Here is a 21394-nt window from a genome sequence, read left to right as displayed (position 1 = left end):
CTCCCCTCTAGCGAAGCTTCGCTTCGCGCGGGGGGAGAGGTGAACCGGAGAACATTCATGCTGCCGCTCAAAGGTCTCACCGTCGTCGCTGTCGAACAGGCCGTGGCGGCGCCCTATTGTAGTTCGCGCCTGGCGGACGCCGGCGCCCATGTGATCAAGATCGAGCGACCGGAAGGCGACTTCGCCCGCGGCTACGACGCCGCCGCGAAAGGCCAGAGCAGCTATTTCGTCTGGCTCAACCGCGGTAAGGATTCCGTCGTCGTCGACCTCGCCACACCCGAAGGCCGTCAGCAGCTGGAAGAACTGATCGCCACCGCCGACGTGCTGATCCAGAATCTCAAGCCCGGCTCCATGGACAAGCTCGGCTTCACGCTGGAGCGCCTACGCAAGGATTATCCGCGGCTGATCTGCGCCACCATCACCGGCTATGGCGACAGCGGCCCCTATGCGCATCGCAAGGCTTATGACCTCCTGATCCAGGCCGAGAGCGGGCTGGCGTCGATCACCGGCGGCCCCGAAGGTCCGTCGCGCGTCGGCGTCTCCATCGTCGATGTCGCCACCGGCGCAACCGCCCATGCGGCGATCCTCGAAGCGCTGATCGGGCGCAGCGTATCGGGCGAAGGCGCCGACATCCGCATCTCGATGTTCGACGTGATGGCGGACTGGCTCGCGGTGCCGCTGCTCAATGCCGAGAACGGCAAGGAGCCGAAGCGCATGGGCCTCGCCCATCCTTCCATCGCGCCCTATGGCGTGTTCAATTCACGGGAAGGCAAGGGCATCCTGATCTCGATCCAGAGCGAGCGCGAATGGAAGATCCTGTGCGCGAAGGTGCTGGGCAATGCCGATCTCGCGACCGACGCGAAGATGACCAACAATGTCGAGCGCGTGCACAATCGCGATTATACCGACAAGATGGTCGGCGATATCTTTGGCTCGCTGACCCGCGAGGAGTTGCTGAAACGCCTGAGCGATGCGGACATCGCCTTCGCCGAAGTGAACACCATGGCGGACCTGTCAAAACATCCGCATCTGCGCCGCATCACCGTGGACACGCCGAACGGCCCGGTCGCCTATCCCGCCCCCGGTGCGATCTGGGTGGATGCGGAACGCAAATATGGCGCGGTGCCCGGCATCGGCGACGTGCAGAAATAAGTGGAGATCGCAACATGACCGACACACTCGACATCGATCATCTCAGGCAGTGGATCGGCCGCACCGACGAGCAATCCGACGTCATCACCGCGCAGCTCGTGAAGGGCCTGCGCGCCACATTGTTTCTGGACATCGGCACGCCGAAGGTTGGTGACGCCGCGCCCTTCACCACCCATTGGTGCCTCGCGCAGCCGGTCGCCGCCATGGACAAGCTCGGCCCGGACGGCCATCCGGCCCGCGGCGGGTTCCTGCCGCCGGTGCCGCTGCCGCGCCGCATGTGGGCCGGTGGCGAGGTGCAGTTCATCGCACCGCTCCGCGTGGGTGACGAGGTGACGCGATCATCGAAGATCCTCGATGTGAATGTGAAGACCGGCTCCACCGGCACGCTGTGCTTCGTCAATGTCGAACATGTCATCACCACGCCGCGCGGCATCGCCATCCGCGAGCGGCAGGACATCGTCTATCGCGCCATGCCGACCAGCATGGCGCCGCCGGCTCCCGCGCCCAAGGAAGTGCCGCAGGCGAAGCATCAGGAAACGCATTATGCCGATCCCGTGCTGCTGTTCCGCTATTCCGCGCTGACCTTCAACGGCCACCGCATCCATTACGACCGCGACTATGTCACCAAGGTCGAGTTCTATCCCGGCCTCGTCTTTCACGGCCCGCTGCAGGCGGCGCTGCTGGTGGAATTCGCGGCGAAGCTCAAGGGCGGCAAAGCGCCGGCGAAGTTCAGCTATCGCGGCGTGTCGCCGCTGTTCGATGCTGCCGATTTCACGGTGAACGCGAACGAGATCGATGGCGGGCTCGAAGTCTGGACCGCCAATGACAAGGGCGCACCGACGATGAAGGCGACGGCGAGCTGGTAGGCTTGCCGCTACCCACTCCCCCCCTCATGGTGAGGAGCGCGCCTTTGCGCGCGTCTCGAACCATGAGCTGGCCTGGCGCCGAGCTTGCGGCCATCCTTCGAGACGCGCGCGAGAAGCGCGCTCCTCAGGATGAGGGATGGAGTAGTGGCGCGGGGAATTAACATGCCGGACCAGACCGATATCGACGACATCAGATTGAAGGCATTCCTGTCCTTCTTCGCGGGAAAATATCGGCCTGCCGAAAAGCTGCTGATCGACGCACAGACGATGACGCCCGCAGCACTGCACGACGCCATCAGCGACTGCATGGACATGTCGCTGCAATTCACGCCCATGGAAGTCGCCAAATTCGACAGCGAACTCCGGCTACACGACATTCCCTCCCTCTCCGAACTGCGCCGACGCTATTCGCGGGTCTATGCACGGGTGATGAAGCGCGGGCGGATCGAGGAGGAGACGGAGTACTATCTGCTCCGGAATGTGTTGTTTGATCCGGGGGAGAAAGCGGAAGGTGAGCGCGAACAGTTGGAGCGGCTGATCGCGGCATTTGAAAAGAAGTAGGCGGTGAAGCTCCGATCATCCCTCCCCCCTGTGGGGAGGGTGGCCGCGCGTAGCGCGGTCGGGTGGGGCCCCACGTGACATCGAGCTTGGAGAAGCACCCCACCCGTCTTGAATCTCGCTGAACGCTCGCTTCAATCCGTCCTCCCCGCTGCGCGGCTGCACCGCTTGGGGGAGGGAGAAGTGGAGCGCCGTCTTTCTCATCCCTCCTCACAGTTGACTCTCCCCGGCTTTCAGCCGTTGATGAGTCAACAAGACACGGCAGGAAAACTGCCCGACCCGTGAGGAAATCGCCTTGGCCCACACTCCGAAATCCAAATCCACCACCGTCAAGGACGCCACGCTGCATCTGCTGCGCGGTTTTGGCATCGCCAAAGTGTTCGGCAATCCCGGCTCTACCGAACTGCCGTTTCTGTCCGACTGGCCGGATGACATCGATTACGTGCTCGGCCTGCAGGAGGCCTCGGTGGTCGGCATGGCCGACGGCTATGCGCAGGCGACCCGCAATGCGGCCTTCGTCAATCTGCATTCCGCCGCCGGCGTCGGCCATGCGCTCGGCAATATCTACACCGCGCATCGCAACCAGACGCCGATGGTGATCACCGCCGGCCAGCAGGCACGCAGCATCCTGCCGCTGCAGGCTTTTCTTTACGCCGACCGCGCGTCCGAATTTCCGCGGCCTTATGTGAAATACAGCGTCGAACCCGCCCGCGCCGAGGACGTGCCGGCGGCGATCGCACGCGCCTATTATGTCGCGATGCAACCGCCTTGCGGGCCGACTTTCGTGTCGGTGCCGATCGACGACTGGACGCATCCAGCCGATCTCATCGAAGCGCGGCATGTGAGCCGCGAAATCGGGCCGGAGCCGGAAGCGATGCAGCAACTCGTGACTGCTCTCGGCAACAGCAAGAATCCCGCTCTCGTCGTCGGTCCCGGTGTGGATCGCGCCGGCTGCGTGGATGAGATGGTCGCGGTAGCCGAGAAGGCGAAGGCGGCAGTATGGGTCGCGCCATTCTCGGCACGCTGCAGTTTTCCGGAACGGCATCCGCAATTCCACGGCTTCCTGCACGCCTCGCCTGCCCAGCTCTCCGATGCGTTGAAGGAGCACGATCTCGTCGTGGTTATCGGCGCACCGGTCTTCACCTTCCATGTGGAAGGCCATGCGCCGATCTTCGATGGCAGCACGGCCATCTTCCAGATCACGGACGATGCAGACTCCGCGGCCGTCGCCCCGATCGGCACCAGCATCGTCGCGACCATGAAGCCGGCGCTGACGATGCTGCGCACTCTGTTGCCGGAAACACAACGAAACATCGCGAAGGGTCGCGTGCTGCCGCCGGCGCCCGCCGCCGCCGATCCAATCCCGGTCGACTATCTGCTACATACGCTTTCGCAGGCGATGCCGGCGGATGCGATGCTGGTGGAAGAAGCGCCCTCGCATCGCCCGGCGATGCACAAATATCTGCCGATGCGCGGCGCCAATTCGTTCTACACGATGTCATCGGGTGGTCTCGGCTGGTCGCTTCCGGCCTCGGTCGGCATGGCCCTCGCGCATCCCGGCCGCCGCACGGTCTGCCTGATCGGCGACGGCTCGGCGATGTATTCAATCCAGGCGTTGTGGACCGCTGCCCAGCGCAAGCTGCCGCTCACCGTGGTCGTCATCAATAATTCCGGCTACGGCGCGATGCGCTCTTTCAGCCAGGTGATGCAGGTGAGAAACGTTCCGGGTCTCGATCTGCCCGGAATAGATTTTGTCAAAATTGCCGAAGGAATGGGCGTGCATGCCGCACGCGTCGGCACCTCTTCGGAACTTGAAAAGGCTTTCCAGCATAGTCTGCAGCATCCAGGCGTCAGCCTTGTCGAGGTGGTCGTCGACTCCGCGGTTCCCGTGCTTTATGGACAAAAGCATTGATGACGATGCCATGACGGATTGGAACGCATGACGCAGGCGAACAAGCGCACGATCAGGCCGCAAGGCAAGATGACCCACTCCTCGCATTGGGGCGCCTTTTCAGGCGAGTGGGTGGGCGACCAGCTCGTGATCTCGCCGCATCCGATCGATCCCGATCCAAATCCGATCATCCAGAATTTCCCCGAGGCGCTGCGTCACAAGGCGCGCATCGCCAAGCCGATGGTCCGTCGCGGCTGGCTCGAACACGGACCGGGCCCGAGCGACCGGCGCGGCCGCGACGGCTTTGTCGAAATGGAGTGGGACGAAGTACTCGATCTGCTCGCCGGCGAGCTGAAGCGCGTCAGGGATCAGCACGGCCCGCAGGCGGTGTTCGGCGGTTCCTATGGCTGGTCCAGCGCGGGCCGTTTCCATCACGCGCAGAGCCAGGTACATCGCTTCCTGAACTTTGCGCTCGGCGGCTATGTGCGCTCGGTGAACTCCTATTCGGCCGGCGCCTCCACCGTCATCATCCCGCGCATCCTCGGCGACTACGAGGACATGACCCGCCGCAATATCGGCTGGGATGAAGTGGTCGAGCACACCGATCTCGTCGTCGCCTTCGGCGGCATGAATACCAAGAACTCGCGCGTCGCCGGCGGCGGCATCAGCAAGCACACCGAACATGGCGACATGATCGCGGTGAGCAAGCGCGGCGGCGAATTCGTGCTGGTCTCGCCGCTGAAGACCGACCTGCCCGACGAGGTCAATCAGGACTGGCTGCAGGCGACGCCGGGCAGCGACGTCGCGCTGATGCTGGCGTTGGCGCATACGCTGGTGATGGACGGCACCCATGACCGCGCCTTCATCGATCGCTGCAGCGTCGGCTTCGATGAATTCGAAAAATATCTGATGGGCCGCAGCGACGGCCAGCCGAAGGACGCGGCCTGGGCGGCACCGATCACCGGCCTCTCCGCAGACACCATCCTCAAGCTCGCGCGAAGACTGCCCGGCAAGCGCGTGCTGTTCACCGTGGCGCATTCGCTGCAGCGGGCGCGTCATGGCGAGCAGCCGGTGTGGATGTCGGCGGTGCTGGCGACCATGCTGGGTCAGATCGGCCTGCCCGGCGGTGGCTTCGGCTACGCGCTGGGCGCCATCGCCAATTACGGACGCCGCTACAATGACGTGCCGATCGCCGGCCTGCCGCAGGGCAAGAACGGTGTCGCCGATTTTATCCCGGTGGCGCGCATCTCCGACATGCTGCTCAATCCGAACCAGCCGTTCGACTATAACGGCAAGCGGATGACCTATCCGGACATCAAGCTGGTCTATTGGGCCGGCGGCAATCCGTTCCACCATCATCAGGACATCAACCGCCTGCGCAGCGCTTTCGCCAAGATCGATACGCTGGTGGTGCACGAGCTGGCATGGACGGGCACGGCGCGCCATGCGGATATCGTGCTGCCCGTCACCATGTCGCTGGAGCGCGAGGATATCGGCAGCGCGCAGACCGACAATCTGATGGTCGCAATGCATCGGATGGCCGAGCCATTCGGCGAGGCGCGCAACGATTACGATATCTTTTCGGGACTGGCGGAGCGCCTCGGCGCCGGCCAGGCCTTCACCGAAGGCCGCACCGCGCGCGAATGGCTCGCGCATCTGTATGAGCCGACCCGCGCCGGACTTGCCGCCAAGGGGCTGGAGGCGCCGGATTTCGAAACCTTCTGGAAGAACGGTGAAATCCTGCTGCCGCAGAAGCCGCTCGACGGCGGCACACTGCGCGCTTTCGTCACCGATCCCAACGCGAACCCGCTGCCGACACCGAGCGGCAAGGTGGAGATCTTCTCCGCCACCATCGCCGGCTTCAACTATGCGGACTGCCCGGGCCATCCGACCTGGCTGCCTCCCCTCGACGTGCCGACGGCGGAGACACCGCTGCATCTGGTCGCCAACCAGCCGGCCTCGCGCCTGCACAGCCAGCTCGATTTCGGCGGCCACAGCGCCGCCGAGAAGCGCCGCGGACGCGAAGTGGCGCGGATGCATCCGGTCGACGCGGAGGCACGCGAGATCAGGGATGGCGATATCATCAGGCTGTTCAACGAACGCGGCGCGTGTCTCGCCTCGGTGGTCGTCACCGAGGATGTGATGGCCGGCGTGGTACAATTGCCGACCGGCGCCTATTACGACCCCGAAGACGTCAACGAAGACAAGCCGCTCTGCGTGCACGGCAATCCGAATGTTCTGACGCGCGATGTGGGTACGTCGAGCCTGGCGCAGGGATGCACGGGCCAATTGACGGTGGTGCAGGTGGAGAAATTCACCGGCAACCTGCCGCCGATCCAGTGCTACGACCCGCCGGTGCCGGTGGAACGCCCGAAGCCGCCACGGCTGGAAGCGGCGGAGTAACCACTACGCTCCATTGTCGTCGCCCGGCTTGACCGGGCGATCGAGTAAACACTGACAGCAGCGATTGAATCGAGAATCCGGTGTCTACTGGATCACCCGCTTTCGCGGGTGATGACAAGTTGTGGGAGAGCTTTGCGCGCGCTCTCTTACTTCCCGAATTCTTCCCGCATCTTGGCCTGGATCTTCGCCATCCCCCCGATCCAGCGATCGTAATTCTCCGTCTTCTTCCGCATGTAATCGATGACCTGCTTGTGCGGCAGGATCAGGAACGTCTCCGCCTCGATCCCGGCCAGCGCATCCGCAGCCACCTGTTCGGGAGACAGGTTGCCGTCATTCGACTGCGGGCCCTTCGGGATATTCTTCAGCATATTGGTATCGACCCCCTGCGGGCACAGGATCGAGACCTTGATGCCATGGGCGCGATGCGAGATGGCGAGATTTTCAGCGAAACCGACCGCCGCATGCTTCGTCGTCGAATAAGCGGGGCTGCCGACCTGCGACAACAGGCCGGCAGCAGAAATCGTGTTGAGGAAATAGCCGCCGCCCCGCTCCTTCATCAGCGGCACCAGATGACGCGCGGCATAGACATGGGCCATCACATGGATTGCCCAGCTCTTCATCCACGGCTCGTCACTCGTGCCGCCGGCGTTCGGGCTCATCGGATCGAAACCGCCACCGATGCCGGCATTGGAGCAGAACAGGTCGATCGGCCCGAACTGGCGCTCGGTCTCGTCGATCACATGCTTGATATCGTTCTCGCGGCCGACGTCGCATTTGAATGACGCACCGCCGATGCCGTCGGCCACTGCTTTGGCGCGCTCGCCATCGAGATCGACGACGACGACTTTCTTTGCCCCGGCCTTGTGGAACGTCTCGCACAACGCCTGACCGATGCCATTGGCGCCGCCGGTCACGACCACGATCTTGCCGCCCACCTGCATGCCTTCACTCCCTGCATTTTCTTGACGGCTTACGCCGCGGTGCTCAGCACCATGTCGAGCACCGCGGTATAGTGGCATGCGGCGCCAAGCAGGACAAATGCGTGCCAGATGGCATTCTGGAATCGCAGGCGGCGCCAGGCGTGGAAGATGACGCCGAGCGTATAGAGCGTGCCACCGGCGGCGACGAACCACATGGTCATCGGCGGCAGCGGCGTGAACACGGCGTCATAGGCCATCATGCCGCTCCAGCCGAGCGCGAGATAGAGCACCACCGCAAGCCCGTCGAAGCGGCCGGGATAGCGCAGCTTGATGACGATGCCGGCAGCGGCAACGCTCCACACGAATGCGAGCAGGCCCGCGGCGAGCCAGCCATTCTCCATCTGCGCGAGGAACGGCGTATAGGTTGCAGCGATGAGGAGGTAGATCGCCGAATGATCGAAGCGGCGCAGGAACCATTTTCGCGGCGACACCGGCCACATATTGTACGCGGCGGAGAAGCCGAGCATCGCGAGCAGCCCCGCGGCATAGATCGAGACGGTGACAATCTCGGTGGTCGTGGCGAAGACGGCCGTCAGCACGATCAGCACCGTCAGGGCGATCAGGCCGGCGAAGACGCCAAGGCCATGAACGATGCCGTCGGCGATCAGTTCGGCGCGGTCGTAGTTCCAGCGAATCGCGCCGGCAACCATATGGGCGGAATTGGCAGTGAGCTGCTTCAGGCGGAAAACGGTCATGACGAATGCTGGCCGGTCGGCTGGTGATGCAGATGGCGTGCCCGCCCCAAGCACACCGCGACTTCCCCTCGTCCCGCGATAGATGATGCGGTGCGGAAGGTCAATGAAAGCTGAGTGACAGAGCTGTAACACTTCGCGTTAAGCTTGATTTCGGCCCGAACATCGCCACCTTGTGATCGCGTTTCGCCATCAACACCGGATCATCTTCGATGGATCCGGTGCTGACTTTTCTTTTTCGCGCATGATCTAGGCCGAAAACCGGTATCCACTTTTCGGGATCATGCGCTGGGAGCACCCCTGCGCATTATGGCCAGCCTGTCCGAACTCGTCGAAGAAGCCCGGCTGTCCGCGCGCGCATTGCTCGATTATGGCGATGGTCTGTTCAATCCCACTGTGCGGCTTGGCGTCACAGGCCTGTCGCGTGCGGGTAAGACCGTATTCATCACTGCGCTGGTCCACGGGCTGACGCATGGCGGCCGGTTTCCCGTGTTTGAATCGCTGGCGACCGGGCGCATCGCCAGGGCTCGCCTCGCGCCGCAACCGGACGACGCCGTGCCGCGCTTCGCCTATGAGCAGCATCTTGCGACGCTGATCGACGAGCGGCGCTGGCCGAATTCGACCACCGATATCAGCGAGCTGCGCCTCGTCATCGACTATCAGCGCAAGAGCGGCGCGGAGCGCACACTCACGCTCGACATCGTCGATTATCCCGGCGAATGGCTGCTCGACCTGCCGCTGCTGAGCAAGAGCTACGAGGAATGGTCGGCGGAAAGCCTCGCGCTGTCGCGGCAAGGCCCGCGTGCGGCCATCGCGGCGGAATTCCTCGCCCATCTCGCGACGCTCGATCCGAAAGCACCGGAGAACGAACCGTTCACGCTGACGGCGGCACGGCTGTTCACCGACTATCTGCGCGCCTGCCGTGACGAACGTTTCGCCATGAGCCTGCTCCCGCCCGGCCGTTTCCTGATGCCGGGCAATCTCGGGGGATCACCTGCCCTCACCTTCGCGCCGCTCGATGTCGTCGAAGGCGGCAATGCACCGGACGGATCGCTGTGGGCGATGATGAAGCGGCGCTACGAGGCGTATAAGGATGTGGTCGTCCGGCCGTTCTATCGCGATCACTTCGCGCGGCTGGACCGCCAGATCGTGCTGGTCGATGCGCTGTCCGCTTTCAATGCGGGGCCGGAAGCGCTGCACGATCTCGAAGCGGCGCTGGCCGGCATCCTCGACAGTTTCCGCATCGGCCGCAGCTCGATCCTGAGCACGCTGTTCCGCCCGCGCGTCGATCGCATCCTGTTTGCGGCGACCAAGGCCGATCACCTCCATCATCTCAGCCATGACCGGCTGGAAGACGTGCTGAAGCAGATCGTGCGCAAGGCGCTGGCGCGTTCGGAGCTTGCGGGCGCCGCCGTCGATGTCGTCGCCATCGCGGCGGTACGCGCGACCAAGGAGGCGCTGGTGCAGCGCGGGCGGGAAAAACTGCCATCGATCCTCGGCACGCCGGTGGCCGGCGAATCCGCCAATGGCGAAATCTTCGACGGCGAGACCGAAGTCGCGACCTTCCCCGGTGATCTGCCGACCAATCTCGACGGCCTGTTCGACGGCGGCGCCTTCACCGGCCTCTCCAGCGCCAGCGCCGACAAGGCGGACTACCGCTTCCTCAAATTCCGTCCGCCGCTGCTCGCGCGCGATGACGGTGCGGAGCCGGTGCTGCCTCACATCCGCCTCGACCGCGCGCTCCAGTTCCTGATCGGAGACCGCCTGCAATGACCGACCGCACGCGCCGCCCGGCCACGTTCCGGCTCGACGATCCCCATGTCACCGTCATGGACGGCGACGACGATATCGGCCGCCTTGCCCGTGGCGCCATCCGCATCACGCCGGAGCCCGAACCGCAATTGCCTGTCGCCATCGAGGAGCCGCTGCGCCCGACGCGCAAGGGTTTTGGCTGGGGCACGCTGTTCTGGAGCGCACTCGGTGGCCTGGTATTGCTCGGTGTCGGCCTCGGCGTCGCCAATCTGATCCGCGATCTCTTCACCATCAATGACGGCCTCGGCTTTCTCGGTCTCGGCCTCGCCGCGCTGGTGGCGCTGGCGCTGATCGTGATCATCGCGCGCGAGGCGCTCGCTTTGATGCGCCTCGCCACCATCGAGAAGCTGCATGCCCGCGCCATCGCGGTGATCGCCAGCGACGATCGGAGCGAAAGCCGCGCCGTGCTCGCCGATTTGCTCAAGCTGGCACATGACAATCCCCGTCTTGCCCGCGCGCGCAGCGCATTGCAGGCGCATGCCGGCGAGATCATCGACGGCGCCGATCTGATCCGTCTCGCCGAACGCGAATTGATGTCGCCGCTCGATATGGAGGCACGCCGGCTGGTCTCCGTCGCAGCTCAGCGCGTGTCCGTCGTCACCGCCATCTCGCCGCGCGCGCTGGTGGACATGCTGTTCGTCGCCGCCGCCGCGATCCGGCTGGTGCGGCAACTGGCGAAACTCTATGGCGGGCGCCCAGGCACGCTCGGCATGATCGCCCTGCTGCGACAGGTCGTCGGCCATCTCGCCATCACCGGCGGCATGGCCGCCAGCGACAGCATGATCCAACAGATGCTCGGCCACGGGATTGCGGCAAAGCTCTCGCAACGCCTTGGCGAAGGCATTTTGAACGGCCTTCTCACCGCAAGACTTGGACTCGCCGCCATCGACGTAACGCGGCCATTGCCGTTCACGGCTTTGCCGCGGCCGCAGCTTGCGGATCTCGCGAAAGATCTGGTGCGAAAGAAGGACGACGAGGAAGCGTAGGGCTGATGAGCGCAGCGTAATCCGCCATTCTTCGCCGCATGCTCCCGTCGGCGGATTACGCCGCGCTCATCCGCCCTACGAGAAGTGCCAGCGCCGGCGGCCGATAGAACGGCGTATCCGGCAGCGGATTGAGCTCCGGCGTCCAGCCGGTGATCTTGTCGATCTGGAACGAACGCATCGGTGTGCCGCGCCACTCCGTGTTCATTTGATCCAGCGGCTGCAGCGTCGCGCCGGCATTCAGCAACAATGCGCGGTCCTGATCGTCCGGCTGCGCAATATAAAGTCCCGCATGCCCCCTGACGCGATCCATACCGGGATCGCGGAAGCCGAGAAAGCGCGCACGCTCGTTCACCTGGATCACCGGCACGCGGTCCTTCAAATGCCAGCGCAGCATCGCATAGACGCGGTAGTTGGTCGTCGCGATCCAGGTGGCGCCGGTGGCCTGCATCTCCTGCACGGCGCGCGCCGCGAGGCGGTCATAACCGGCCTCGGTGCCGATGGGATCGTTGCGGCCGAGCAGATTCCACGGCGCGGCGACGGAATAGAGGAAGGCAAGCACCACGAAGGGAATGCCGACGGCAATCGAAACGGCGATCCAACGATGGCCGGCGCGCACCACCTTCGCCGACCAGCCATCCTCCGCAAGGCGAGTGACATTGATCGCGGCCACCGCAATGGCCGGCGGCCACACGAACATCGGCCAGGTATCGCCGACACGCAGTGTCAGCGAGCGCCACAGGAAATAGGAGAAAGGCACCAGCACGCTCAGCGACAGCAGCAGCTCCACCGGATCGCGCCGACGGACGCCGCGCCACAGCGTCAGCACGCAGGCCGACACCAGCACAGGAAACAGCACGAAACCGACCTGTGCGAGTTGCAGGCCGAAGAAGTCGCCGAACGTGCTCAGCGAGAAGGCGTGCGGCGCGATCACACGCACGAACTGGAACTTGAACGACACCCAGTCATGCGTCGCATTCCAGATCATGACCGGCGACGACACCGCGAGCGCGACCAGTATGGCCAGCCACGGATACGGACTTTTCAGCCAGCGCATCCGCCAGTCCGGCAACAGCATAAAGACGAGAATGGCGGGAATGATCAGCACCACCGTGAGCTTCGACAATAGCGCGAGCCCGCCGAACAGGCCGGCTGCCAGCCACCAGCGGCCGTCATTACTTTCGGCAAGCCGCACCAACGACCACAGCATCGCCGTCGCGAATGGGATCATCGCGACATCAGGCGCCACCTTGGCCATCAGCAGGCCGTAATACAGTGCGGCCTCGGTCATCAGCATGGTGGCCGCCATCGCCCGCAAATCCCGGGTGACGCGACGGACGATATCCACCAGCAGCAACTGCATGACGGTCAGCGCCACGATGCCGGCGAAACGAGCGCCGAAGGCAGTGTCGCCGAAGATCGCCGTGCCGGCACGAATGAACCAGGCAATCATCGGCGGATGATCGAGGAAAGACAGCACGCTCTCCTTCGACCAAGTCCAGTAATAGGCCTCGTCAGTACGCAGCTCGAACAGTCCGGCATAGGCCAGCCGCATGACCGCAAGCGCAAGCAGCAGCGCGCCCACAGCAGCGAGCGACCGGCGCGAAAGATTACGGCTGAGGGGGCCGGAAGCGAATGGCGTCATGCCGGGCTTTTGGGCTGGTCACGCCATGGTGTCAACTTGTTGCCCCCGCTCGTGTAGGATGGGTTGATCGTGGCGATCCCCATCACCCCCAAGCGCAGGACGTGATGGGTATCGCTGCGCTCAACCCATCCTACGACCGCCGCTGCGCTTTATGGTTTCCCGATGCCCCGGACTGCCGTTCCACTTCCCGTCTCGCATGCGGCCGCGCCATCCTGGTGGAGGGGCATTGGCCTGCGCCAGATCCGGCTGACCTGCGCGCTCGTGCTGTTTGCTTACCTGCTCAGCCATTTCATCAATCACGCCCTCGGCAACATCTCGATGGACGCGCTGCAGGCCGGCGTCATCATCCATGCCGGCATCTGGCAGTTCTTCCCGGTGGCCGTGATCTTCTATACCTCCGCTCTGATCCACGCGTCGCTCGGCATCTGGGCTCTGTATGAGCGCCGCCAGTTCCAGTGGAAGACCGTCGAGCCGTTACAGCTGGTGCTGGGCCTCAGCATTCCCGCTCTGATCGTCGCCCATGTGGTGGCGGTGCGTCTCGGCGAAAACATCTATGGCATCAACCGCAGCTATCCGCAGGTGTTTGCCGCCTGGGTCGCCTCGCCGCTCCGTCTGTGGAGCATGTATACGGTGGTGCTGGTGGCATGGATCCATGGCTGCATCGGCCTGTATTTCTGGCTCCGGCTCAAGACGTGGTTCCGGACTGTCGCACCATGGCTGCTTGTCGCGGCTGCAACACTCCCTACGCTGGCGCTTCTCGGCATCTTCCAGGGTCAGCGCTTTGTCGCGGCCAATATCGCGGCGCCGGAATGGCAGGCGGCCAATCTCGGACCGGGGCAGGTCGGTACACCCGCGCAACAGGACATGCTGGCGGCCATCACCGACAATCTCCTGATCGGCTATGTCGTACTGCTGCTGCTCGTGCTCGCCGCCCGCGGCATCCGCATCATCCTCGAGCGACGCGCCGGCATGATCAGTCTCGCTTACGGCAACGGACGGACCGTGCGTGTGCCGGTCGGACTCAGCGTGCTCGAAGCAAGTCTGCGCCACAAGGTGCCTCATGCCAGCGTGTGCGGCGGCCGGGCGCGCTGCTCGACCTGCCGCATCCGCATCACCAGCGACCTCGCTGTTTTGCCCGCGCCTTCGGCACGCGAGAGCTTCGTGCTGAGCCGGCTCGGCAGCGAAGGGGATCCCGCCATCCGCCTCGCCTGCCAGCTGCATCCCACCGCCGACCTCGCATTCGTGCAGTTGCTGGCGCCGCATGTATCGAGCGCCAACGCCCATGCCACGCATCCCGCGCGGATCGGCCAGGAGCGCTATCTCGTCTGCATGTTCGTGGACATGCGCGGCTCGACGATGCTGGCGGAAAAGCGACTGCCTTACGACACGGTGTTCATCGTCAACCGCTTCCTCGCCGCTGTCTCGCAGGCGGTGGTTGCCTGCGGCGGCAGGCCGAACCAGTTCATCGGTGACGGCGAGCTCGCGCTGTTTGGGCTGAACTGCGATCCGCAGACCGCATCCCGTCAGGCGCTCAAGGCCGCCGCGCAGATCGCCGACAATATCGACGAATTGAATCAAGCTTTGCGCCACGATCTGCCACAGCCGCTCCGCTTCGGCATCGGCATCCACGGCGGCGAGGTGATCGTCGGCGATATCGGCTATCGCGACAACATGGTGTTCACCGCGCTCGGCGATCCCGTGAATGTCGCCGCGCGATTGCAGGACATGACCAAGGGGCTGTCATGCGCGGCGGTCGTCTCGGACGATGTGTTCGCTTCAGCACAGTTCGATGCCGACAGCTTTGCTGCGCATGAGCTTGCCGTGCGCGGCCGCAGCGCGTCGATCAAGGTGCGCGCCATCGCCGACACGCGCCAGCTTGCACGCGATGCCGCACAGCCTGACACCGCCGACGCCTGAATGGATCTTCAGAAAATTCCTGCGAAATGACCTCGAACCCGGCCTGAAAAGGGCGCGACGAATGAGCGATGGATCACATCCGATCCTGTAACCAGCGCATCGCGCACCAAGCCAGGAGACCGACCATGTTTCGCAAACTTGCTCTCGCAACCGTCGCCGCAGCGTCGCTCGGCGCCGCCGCGCTCGCCCCTTCCGCCGCTTCCGCCCATGGCTGGGGCTGGCACGGCTATCATCATCACTATCACGGCGGCTTCTACGGCCCCGGCTTCCGCGTCGGCTTTGTCGATCCCGGCCCGGGCTGTTATGTCACCCGCCGCGTGATGACCCCCTATGGCTTGCGCTGGCGCACCTTCAATCGCTGCTACTGATCGCCGCGCCGTGGCGACGAGCCCCCGCCCGCCGGCGAGGGCTGTCGCCATGCGTCACGCCATGCAGCAGCCAAGCTACACTTGCCGTTTCGCGACTTTCCGCCACGCCGCGCTGGCGCATGCGACCATCGGTGTCGCGCGATTTCGCGCAGAGCGCAAAATTGGCGATTGCCGCCTACCCTTTGTGCTGTCAAGCTGTGTTGCCCGCGCGTAAGCTGTGCGGGTCGGATCGACCGGTGGGCGGGGATTGGTCATTCGTTCTTGCATGAGATCCCGCGGAGACGACGTGATGCCTAAAGGTACTGTGAAGTGGTTCAACGCGACCAAGGGCTATGGCTTCATCCAGCCGGCGACCGGTGGCAAGGACGTGTTCGTGCATATCTCTGCGGTCCAGAAGGCTGGCCTGCAGTCGCTGAACGAAGGCCAGACGATCGAATTCGAGGAAGTCGCCAACCGCGGCAAGACCTCGGCCGAGAATCTCAAGGTCTGATCCGGATCTGAAACGGGCGTGATTGGGGTCGCTGGCCTGTATCGGCCAGCACGGGCGAAATCAAGAACGCCATCGATCGGAAATGCATTTGGCAGGGCGGCTATGAGGCCTCCCCTGCGTGGTGTGTGTTGCGTGCTGCGAACGAGGCAGCGACGCGCGGATGGAGCTGTTTTCGCAGCAGCCAGCCCCTTTTCAGCCTCCACGCCCTCCGGGTCGTCCCTGCCCCTCAATCCTCTTTGACCCATTGCGCGACCGGCATCACCGCCGGCGGCTGCGCATAGGCCTGGGTCCACATATCCACCGACCACTCGGTACCTGTCGCCCTGTCGCGCAGCACCGCGGTGTTGTGCGGCGTCTGCAGCACCAGCGCATTGCCGCGATATCGCGGATTGCCGACGGTGTGATGCCTGAACAAACCCCAGTCCTGCATGACCAGCAGCAGGCTGGTGACGTTACGCGTCGTGTCCCAGCAATCGTAATTGTGCTTATCGTCGAAATAGCGAAAATCCGCCTTGGCGATGCGCTTGTCGGTGCCGAGCACCGGACCGAGACGACGGTCGAACCAGATCACTGCTTTCTGTACGGCCGCGCGCTCGGCTGCCGCGGAGGCCTTGCCAGCGGCCATGATCTTGCCGAGCGCCGCGCGATCCCCCGCCGAGAAATCGAAGATATGGCGGCGCCGGCAGACGAAGCCGTAGCAGACCGTCATGGAACTCGCCGAGGGCGGATAGATAGATACCGACGTATAGAGATCGGCGATCTCACGCGACATCTCGATGGCGCGGGCCGGCGACACCTGTGCGACACCGAACAGAAGACCGGCCGCGACCAGCGCGCCACGTTGAAAATTCCCGAACGACATCAATCCGTCACTGCCCCATCGAAGCCTTTGCCGAAACTAGCCGAGGGCTCCTATGATGCCAAGCGCCCGGGCTTTCTCCGACGATTCCGCATTCGAGGCTGTGCATGATGCCCGTTTTCTCGGCTCCTTACGCGCCCGACGATACCATCATCGCCGCACGGCTTCTGGCTGAGGCCAGTCTGACGCCGGAGCAGAACGCCCGCATCGACGCCTCGGCGGTACGGCTGATCGCGGCAGTCCGCGCCCGCGACGACCGGTTCGGCGGCGTCGAGGACATGCTGCGGGAATATGCGCTCTCCACGAGAGAAGGCCTCGCACTGATGGTGCTGGCCGAGGCGCTGCTGCGGGTGCCGGATGCGCGCACGGCCGATGCCTTCATCGAGGACAAGCTGGCGGAGGGCGATTTCATCCATCATGAAACCAGATCGAGCGCATTCCTGGTCAATGCCTCCGCCTGGGCGCTCGGCCTGTCGCAACGCGCGATCCAGCCTGGCGAAACGCCGCAGGGCACGCTCGGCCGTCTCGCCAAACGCATCGGCCTCCCCGCGGTGCGCGCGGCCACGCGGCAGGCCATGCGGCTGATGGGCAGTCATTTCGTGCTCGGCGAAACCATCGGCGACGCGCTGGACCGGGCGCGCAAAAGCGCCGGGCGTGCGCCGCGCTACTCCTACGACATGCTCGGCGAAGGCGCCCGCACGGCGGACGATGCGCAGCGTTATTACGATTCCTATGCCGCGGCCATCGACGCCATCGGCCGCACGGCTGGCAACAAGCCTTTGCCCGATCGGCCGGGCATCTCCGTAAAACTCTCCGCGCTGCATCCGCGCTTCGAGGCCATCAGCCGCGGGCGGGTGATGACCGAACTGGTGCCACGCCTGATCGCGCTGGCGCAGCAGGCGAAGCGTTATGATCTCAACTTCACCGTCGATGCAGAGGAAGCCGACCGGCTCGAACTCTCGCTCGACGTGATCGACACCGTCCTCGCCGAGGATTCGCTCACGGGCTGGGACGGTTTTGGGCTCGCGGTCCAGGCCTATCAGAAGCGCTGCGCGGATGTGATCGATCATATCGATGCTTTGGCGCGCAAGCATGATCGTCGGTTGATGGTGCGGCTCGTCAAGGGCGCCTACTGGGACACCGAGATCAAGCGCGCGCAGGAGCGCGGGCTGGACGGCTATCCGGTCTTCACCCGCAAGGCGATGACGGATCTCAACTACATCGCCTGCGCCCGGAAGCTGCTCGCGTTGCGGCCGCGCGTCTTTCCGCAATTCGCCACGCATAATGCGCTGACGGTGGCGACCATCCTCGCATTTGCGGACGATGGCGGCTACGAATTCCAGCGTCTGCACGGAATGGGCGATGCGCTCTATGCGCAGCTCGGCAAGGACCGGCCGGACGTCCGCTGGCGCACTTACGCGCCGGTCGGCAGCCACCGCGATCTGCTCGCCTATCTGGTGCGGCGACTCCTGGAGAATGGCGCCAACTCGTCCTTCGTGGCCCTTGCAGCGGATGAGACCATACCTGTCTCGACCCTGCTGCAGCGGCCGGAGGACCTGATCGGCAGCGCAGGCCGCGCGAACCATGCGCATATTCCGCTGCCGCGCGATCTCTATGGCGCTGAACGCGCGAACTCGTCCGGGATAGAGTTCGGCGAACGCAAGGCACTGGATCGGCTGCTGGCAGATGTCGCGGCGAGCAAGCCGGCAAGCCGGCAGACGCCGCATGCAACGGCGGAGCAGGCCAGCAAGGCCATCGCCGATGCCATAGCGGGTTTCGTGGCCTGGAACCAAACATCTGCGGACCAGCGTGCCGCAATGTTGACGCGCGCTGCCGGCTTGCTCGAACAGCGCCGTGCGTCCTTCATTGCGCTGCTGCAGCACGAAGGCGGCAAGACGCTGGACGACGCCCTCGGCGAGGTCCGCGAAGCCGTCGATTTCTGTCGCTATTATGCCGCGCAGGGCCGCAGGCTGTTCGGCACCGGTGAAGTCATGCCGGGCCCGACCGGCGAGAGCAACGTGCTGGCACTGCGCGGCCGCGGCGTGTTCGTCGCCATCTCGCCATGGAATTTCCCGCTTGCGATCTTTCTCGGCCAGATCGCCGCAGCGCTGATGGCTGGCAACAGCGTGGTCGCTAAACCCGCCGAGCAAACACCGCGCGTGGCCGCCATGGCGATCGCACTGCTGTATGAAGCCGGCGTACCGGCGCAGGCGCTGCATCTCGTACAGGGCGACGGCCGCATCGGCGCGGCGCTGGTCGCGCATCCCGCAGCGGCTGGCGTCGTGTTCACCGGCTCGACCGACGTGGCGCGCGCCATCAACCGCACGCTCGCGACCAAGGATGGCCCGATCGTTCCGCTGATCGCCGAGACCGGCGGCATCAATGCGATGATCGTCGATGCCACCGCGCTGCCCGAACAGGTCGCCGACGATGTGGTCACCTCCGCATTCCGCTCCGCCGGCCAGCGCTGCTCGGCGCTGCGACTGCTGTTTCTGCAGGAAGACGTGGCCGAGCGCGTGATCGAGATGATCGTCGGCGCCGCCCGCGAGCTGAAGATCGGCGATCCCACCGATCCCGCAGTCCATATAGGACCTGTCATCGACTCAGAGGCGAAGCAGAAACTCGATACATATATCGCGCGGTTGAAACAGGAAGCGCGCCTGCTTCATGCCGGTGTCGCGCCATCCGGCAACTTCGTTGCACCGCATATATTCGAACTCAGCAGCGCCCAACAACTCACCGAGGAAGTGTTCGGCCCGGTCCTGCATGTCGTGCGCTATCGCGTCATGGATTTTGACCGCGTGCTGGACGACATCGCCGCCACCGGCTTCGGTCTCACCCTCGGCATCCACTCACGCATCGACGACATGATCGAGCGGACCATCGCGCGCCTGCCTGTCGGCAATGTCTATGTGAACCGCAACATCATCGGCGCCGTGGTGGGCGTACAGCCCTTCGGCGGCTTTGGCCTATCGGGCACCGGACCGAAAGCCGGCGGCCCGCATTACCTGACGCGCTTCGCCACCGAGCAGACCGTGAGCATCAACACCGCCGCAGCCGGTGGTAATGCGGCATTGATGACGGCGGAAGAGTAGACGGCCTCGTGTCCCGAACGCGCTGCAGCGCGAAACGCTGCTGCGCAGAACCGGGACAAATAGCTGAATGGTTTATCTCTTCTCCTCATCCTGAGAGTCTGACTGGAAATGCAGTCGTAGTTTGGCGCTGCTGGTCGCCCAGACGGAGCACAGCAGACTCCATCCCTCATGGTGAGGAGGCGCGTAGCGCCGTCTCGAACCATGAGATGGCTTGGCTCGGCGCTCTTCGCCCATCCTTCGAGACGCCGCTACGCGGCTCCTCAGGATGAGGGACGGAGCACGAGATGGCAGCACAGTATCCCGTTTCCGGCCGTTGCATCCCCCATGCAAGATGGTTCAAATGCGCCGCCGGAGTCGTCGTGGAATTAAATTCCGGCAGGCGGCAGAAACAACAATTGGTTTTGGGAGTGACGCGATGGAAGACGGTTTGTTCAAGGGGCTGAAGGTTCTGGATTGCGCGAGTTTCATCGCTGCACCGGCCGCCGCCACTGTACTGTCCGACTTCGGCGCCGACGTCATCAAGATCGAGCCGCCCGGCGCCGGCGATCCCTATCGCAATCTGCCCAACCTTCCCGGCTATCCCAGGAGCGAGCACAACTACGCCTGGATGATGGAAAGCCGCAACAAGAAGAGCCTCGCGCTCGACCTTGCCAAGCCGGAAGGCCGCGAGGTGCTTTACAAGTTGATCGCCGAAGCCGACGTCTTCATCACCAACTTTCCGCCGCCGGTGCGCAAGAAACTGAAGATAGCCTATGAGGACATCGCGCCGCTGAACGACAAGCTCATTTATGCCTGCTTCACCGGCTACGGCGACAAAGGCGCCGAGGCCGACAAGCCCGGCTTCGACTCCACCGCCTGGTGGGCGCGCTCGGGCATGATGGATCTCGTCCGCGCCGATGAAGACACGGTGCCGGCACGTTCGGTCGCCGGCATGGGCGATCATCCCTGCGCCATGGCGCTGTATGGCGCCATCGTCACCGCGCTCTACAAGCGCGAAAAGACCGGCAAGGGCTGCCAAGTGAAATCCAACCTGATGGCCAATGGCGTGTGGTCCTCCAGCGTGCTGGCGCAGGCGAAACTGTGCGGCGCCACCTTCGAGAAGCGCCGCGGGCGCCACGAGGCACTGAATGCCGTGACCAACCACTATCGGTGCCGCGACGGCCGCTGGCTCATGCTGTCGCTCCTGGCCGAAGAGCGGCAATGGCCCGCTTTCACCAAATGCATTGAACGCGAGGACCTGCGCGACGATCCCCGCTTCGCCACCAAGCCGGATCGCCATGCCAATTCGGTCGCGTTGATCAAGATCCTCGACGAGGTTTTCGCCAGGCGCGATCTGGCCGACTGGCGCCAGCGTCTCGACGGCCAGGGCCTGGTGTTCGGCTTTGTCGGCATTCTCGACGACATTCCCAACGATCAGCAGATGAAAGACAATGACGTGCTGGTGCCGTTCGAGAATTCGGACATCCTCACCATCAACAGCCCGATCTGGGTCGGTGGCGAGACCAAGCGCAAGCCGCGCCTGCCGCCCTCGATCGGTCAGCACAGCGACGAGATTCTCCGCAGCATGGGCTATGACGATCACCAGATCGAAAAACTCCGCGCCGCAGGAGCCGTGCAGTAGTTCCTAAGCCCCCGCTTGCGGAGGGCTTGCACATCTGCCGTTAAAGCGATGCGGATAGTGCT

At 64.2% G+C, this 21394-nt stretch carries 16 protein-coding genes; 12 read left to right on the top strand and 4 right to left on the bottom strand.

Annotated elements, in window-relative coordinates; translation table 11 throughout:
* Positions 1 to 57 precede the first annotated feature (57 nt).
* The 5 genes from E0H22_RS07470 to E0H22_RS07450 all read left to right on the top strand — a co-directional run bounded on the left by E0H22_RS07470 (position 58) and on the right by E0H22_RS07450 (position 6870).
* Positions 58 to 1152 (top strand): CaiB/BaiF CoA transferase family protein, encoded by a 1095-nt coding sequence (locus tag E0H22_RS07470; RefSeq protein WP_233025017.1) that lies wholly within the window; start codon positions 58 to 60, stop codon positions 1150 to 1152.
* 14 nt (positions 1153 to 1166) lie between these two features.
* Positions 1167 to 2018: an HTD2 family dehydratase gene (locus E0H22_RS07465; protein ID WP_233025016.1), complete on the top strand. Its 852-nt coding sequence runs from the start codon at positions 1167 to 1169 to the stop codon at positions 2016 to 2018.
* 195 nt (positions 2019 to 2213) lie between these two features.
* Positions 2214 to 2579 (top strand): hypothetical protein, encoded by a 366-nt coding sequence (locus E0H22_RS07460; protein WP_233025015.1) that lies wholly within the window; start codon positions 2214 to 2216, stop codon positions 2577 to 2579.
* 292 nt (positions 2580 to 2871) lie between these two features.
* A complete protein-coding gene (gene mdlC, locus E0H22_RS07455; protein WP_233025014.1) occupies positions 2872 to 4488 on the top strand; it encodes a benzoylformate decarboxylase in 1617 nt (538 codons plus the stop codon).
* Between the two features lie 27 nt (positions 4489 to 4515).
* Positions 4516 to 6870 (top strand): molybdopterin guanine dinucleotide-containing S/N-oxide reductase, encoded by a 2355-nt coding sequence (locus E0H22_RS07450; RefSeq protein ID WP_233025013.1) that lies wholly within the window; start codon positions 4516 to 4518, stop codon positions 6868 to 6870.
* 146 nt (positions 6871 to 7016) lie between these two features.
* Here the strand turns inward: E0H22_RS07450 and E0H22_RS07445 are convergent, their stop codons facing one another.
* Together E0H22_RS07445 and trhA are read right to left on the bottom strand one after the other, a co-directional pair.
* A complete protein-coding gene (locus E0H22_RS07445; RefSeq protein WP_233025012.1) occupies positions 7017 to 7811 on the bottom strand; it encodes an SDR family oxidoreductase in 795 nt (264 codons plus the stop codon).
* A gap of 29 nt (positions 7812 to 7840) precedes the next feature.
* Positions 7841 to 8545, bottom strand: coding sequence for a PAQR family membrane homeostasis protein TrhA (gene trhA, locus E0H22_RS07440; RefSeq protein WP_233025011.1), 705 nt, complete (start codon positions 8543 to 8545; stop codon positions 7841 to 7843).
* 306 nt (positions 8546 to 8851) lie between these two features.
* Between trhA and E0H22_RS07435 the strand changes: the two genes are divergently transcribed.
* Both E0H22_RS07435 and E0H22_RS07430 read left to right on the top strand, forming a co-directional pair.
* Positions 8852 to 10315: a YcjX family GTP-binding protein gene (locus tag E0H22_RS07435; RefSeq protein WP_233025010.1), complete on the top strand. Its 1464-nt coding sequence runs from the start codon at positions 8852 to 8854 to the stop codon at positions 10313 to 10315.
* The gene (locus E0H22_RS07430) at positions 10312 to 11340 is read left to right on the top strand and encodes a YcjF family protein (RefSeq protein WP_233025009.1); all 1029 of its coding nucleotides are present in this window, start codon (positions 10312 to 10314) and stop codon (positions 11338 to 11340) included. The genes E0H22_RS07435 and E0H22_RS07430 overlap by 4 nt, the downstream gene beginning before the upstream one ends.
* Positions 11341 to 11395: 55 nt before the next feature.
* Here the strand turns inward: E0H22_RS07430 and E0H22_RS07425 are convergent, their stop codons facing one another.
* A complete protein-coding gene (locus tag E0H22_RS07425; RefSeq protein ID WP_233025008.1) occupies positions 11396 to 12982 on the bottom strand; it encodes a glycosyltransferase family 39 protein in 1587 nt (528 codons plus the stop codon).
* A 162-nt stretch (positions 12983 to 13144) separates the two neighbouring features.
* On the opposite strand from E0H22_RS07425, the gene E0H22_RS07420 reads away from it, so the two are divergent.
* The 3 genes from E0H22_RS07420 to E0H22_RS07410 all read left to right on the top strand — a co-directional run bounded on the left by E0H22_RS07420 (position 13145) and on the right by E0H22_RS07410 (position 15757).
* A complete protein-coding gene (locus tag E0H22_RS07420; protein WP_233025007.1) occupies positions 13145 to 14899 on the top strand; it encodes an adenylate/guanylate cyclase domain-containing protein in 1755 nt (584 codons plus the stop codon).
* Between the two features lie 125 nt (positions 14900 to 15024).
* A complete protein-coding gene (locus E0H22_RS07415) occupies positions 15025 to 15267 on the top strand; it encodes a hypothetical protein (RefSeq protein WP_233025006.1) in 243 nt (80 codons plus the stop codon).
* Positions 15268 to 15556: 289 nt separating this feature from the next.
* On the top strand, positions 15557 to 15757 hold the full coding sequence (locus tag E0H22_RS07410; protein ID WP_233025005.1) for a cold-shock protein: 201 nt from the start codon (positions 15557 to 15559) through the stop codon (positions 15755 to 15757).
* A gap of 226 nt (positions 15758 to 15983) precedes the next feature.
* On the opposite strand, the gene E0H22_RS07405 is transcribed toward E0H22_RS07410, so the two are convergent.
* On the bottom strand, positions 15984 to 16619 hold the full coding sequence (locus E0H22_RS07405; RefSeq protein ID WP_430715227.1) for a hypothetical protein: 636 nt from the start codon (positions 16617 to 16619) through the stop codon (positions 15984 to 15986).
* 104 nt (positions 16620 to 16723) lie between these two features.
* Between E0H22_RS07405 and putA the strand changes: the two genes are divergently transcribed.
* Together putA and E0H22_RS07395 are read left to right on the top strand one after the other, a co-directional pair.
* The gene (putA, locus tag E0H22_RS07400; RefSeq protein ID WP_233025004.1) at positions 16724 to 19711 is read left to right on the top strand and encodes a bifunctional proline dehydrogenase/L-glutamate gamma-semialdehyde dehydrogenase PutA; all 2988 of its coding nucleotides are present in this window, start codon (positions 16724 to 16726) and stop codon (positions 19709 to 19711) included.
* Between the two features lie 415 nt (positions 19712 to 20126).
* Positions 20127 to 21332 (top strand): CaiB/BaiF CoA transferase family protein, encoded by a 1206-nt coding sequence (locus E0H22_RS07395; protein WP_233025003.1) that lies wholly within the window; start codon positions 20127 to 20129, stop codon positions 21330 to 21332.
* Positions 21333 to 21394 lie beyond the last annotated feature (62 nt).

This window comes from Rhodopseudomonas boonkerdii (assembly GCF_021184025.1).
GTDB lineage: Bacteria > Pseudomonadota > Alphaproteobacteria > Rhizobiales > Xanthobacteraceae > Tardiphaga > Tardiphaga boonkerdii.
The sequence above is the reverse complement of the archived record's forward strand: the minus strand, read 5'-3'. Positions and strand labels throughout refer to the sequence as shown.

What these genes read in the sequence shown, in the direction of transcription:
- E0H22_RS07470 (WP_233025017.1), top strand. Translation starts at nt 58, where the DNA reads ATGCTGCCGCTCAAAGGTCTCACCGTCGTCGCTGTCGAACAGGCCGTG.
- E0H22_RS07465 (WP_233025016.1), top strand. Translation starts at nt 1,167, where the DNA reads ATGACCGACACACTCGACATCGATCATCTCAGGCAGTGGATCGGCCGC.
- E0H22_RS07450 (WP_233025013.1), top strand. Translation starts at nt 4,516, where the DNA reads ATGACGCAGGCGAACAAGCGCACGATCAGGCCGCAAGGCAAGATGACC.
- E0H22_RS07445 (WP_233025012.1), bottom strand. Translation starts at nt 7,811, where the DNA reads ATGCAGGTGGGCGGCAAGATCGTGGTCGTGACCGGCGGCGCCAATGGC.
- trhA (WP_233025011.1), bottom strand. Translation starts at nt 8,545, where the DNA reads ATGACCGTTTTCCGCCTGAAGCAGCTCACTGCCAATTCCGCCCATATG.
- E0H22_RS07435 (WP_233025010.1), top strand. Translation starts at nt 8,852, where the DNA reads ATGGCCAGCCTGTCCGAACTCGTCGAAGAAGCCCGGCTGTCCGCGCGC.
- E0H22_RS07430 (WP_233025009.1), top strand. Translation starts at nt 10,312, where the DNA reads ATGACCGACCGCACGCGCCGCCCGGCCACGTTCCGGCTCGACGATCCC.
- E0H22_RS07425 (WP_233025008.1), bottom strand. Translation starts at nt 12,982, where the DNA reads ATGACGCCATTCGCTTCCGGCCCCCTCAGCCGTAATCTTTCGCGCCGG.
- E0H22_RS07420 (WP_233025007.1), top strand. Translation starts at nt 13,145, where the DNA reads ATGCCCCGGACTGCCGTTCCACTTCCCGTCTCGCATGCGGCCGCGCCA.
- E0H22_RS07415 (WP_233025006.1), top strand. Translation starts at nt 15,025, where the DNA reads ATGTTTCGCAAACTTGCTCTCGCAACCGTCGCCGCAGCGTCGCTCGGC.
- E0H22_RS07410 (WP_233025005.1), top strand. Translation starts at nt 15,557, where the DNA reads ATGCCTAAAGGTACTGTGAAGTGGTTCAACGCGACCAAGGGCTATGGC.
- E0H22_RS07405 (WP_430715227.1), bottom strand. Translation starts at nt 16,619, where the DNA reads ATGTCGTTCGGGAATTTTCAACGTGGCGCGCTGGTCGCGGCCGGTCTT.
- putA (WP_233025004.1), top strand. Translation starts at nt 16,724, where the DNA reads ATGATGCCCGTTTTCTCGGCTCCTTACGCGCCCGACGATACCATCATC.
- E0H22_RS07395 (WP_233025003.1), top strand. Translation starts at nt 20,127, where the DNA reads ATGGAAGACGGTTTGTTCAAGGGGCTGAAGGTTCTGGATTGCGCGAGT.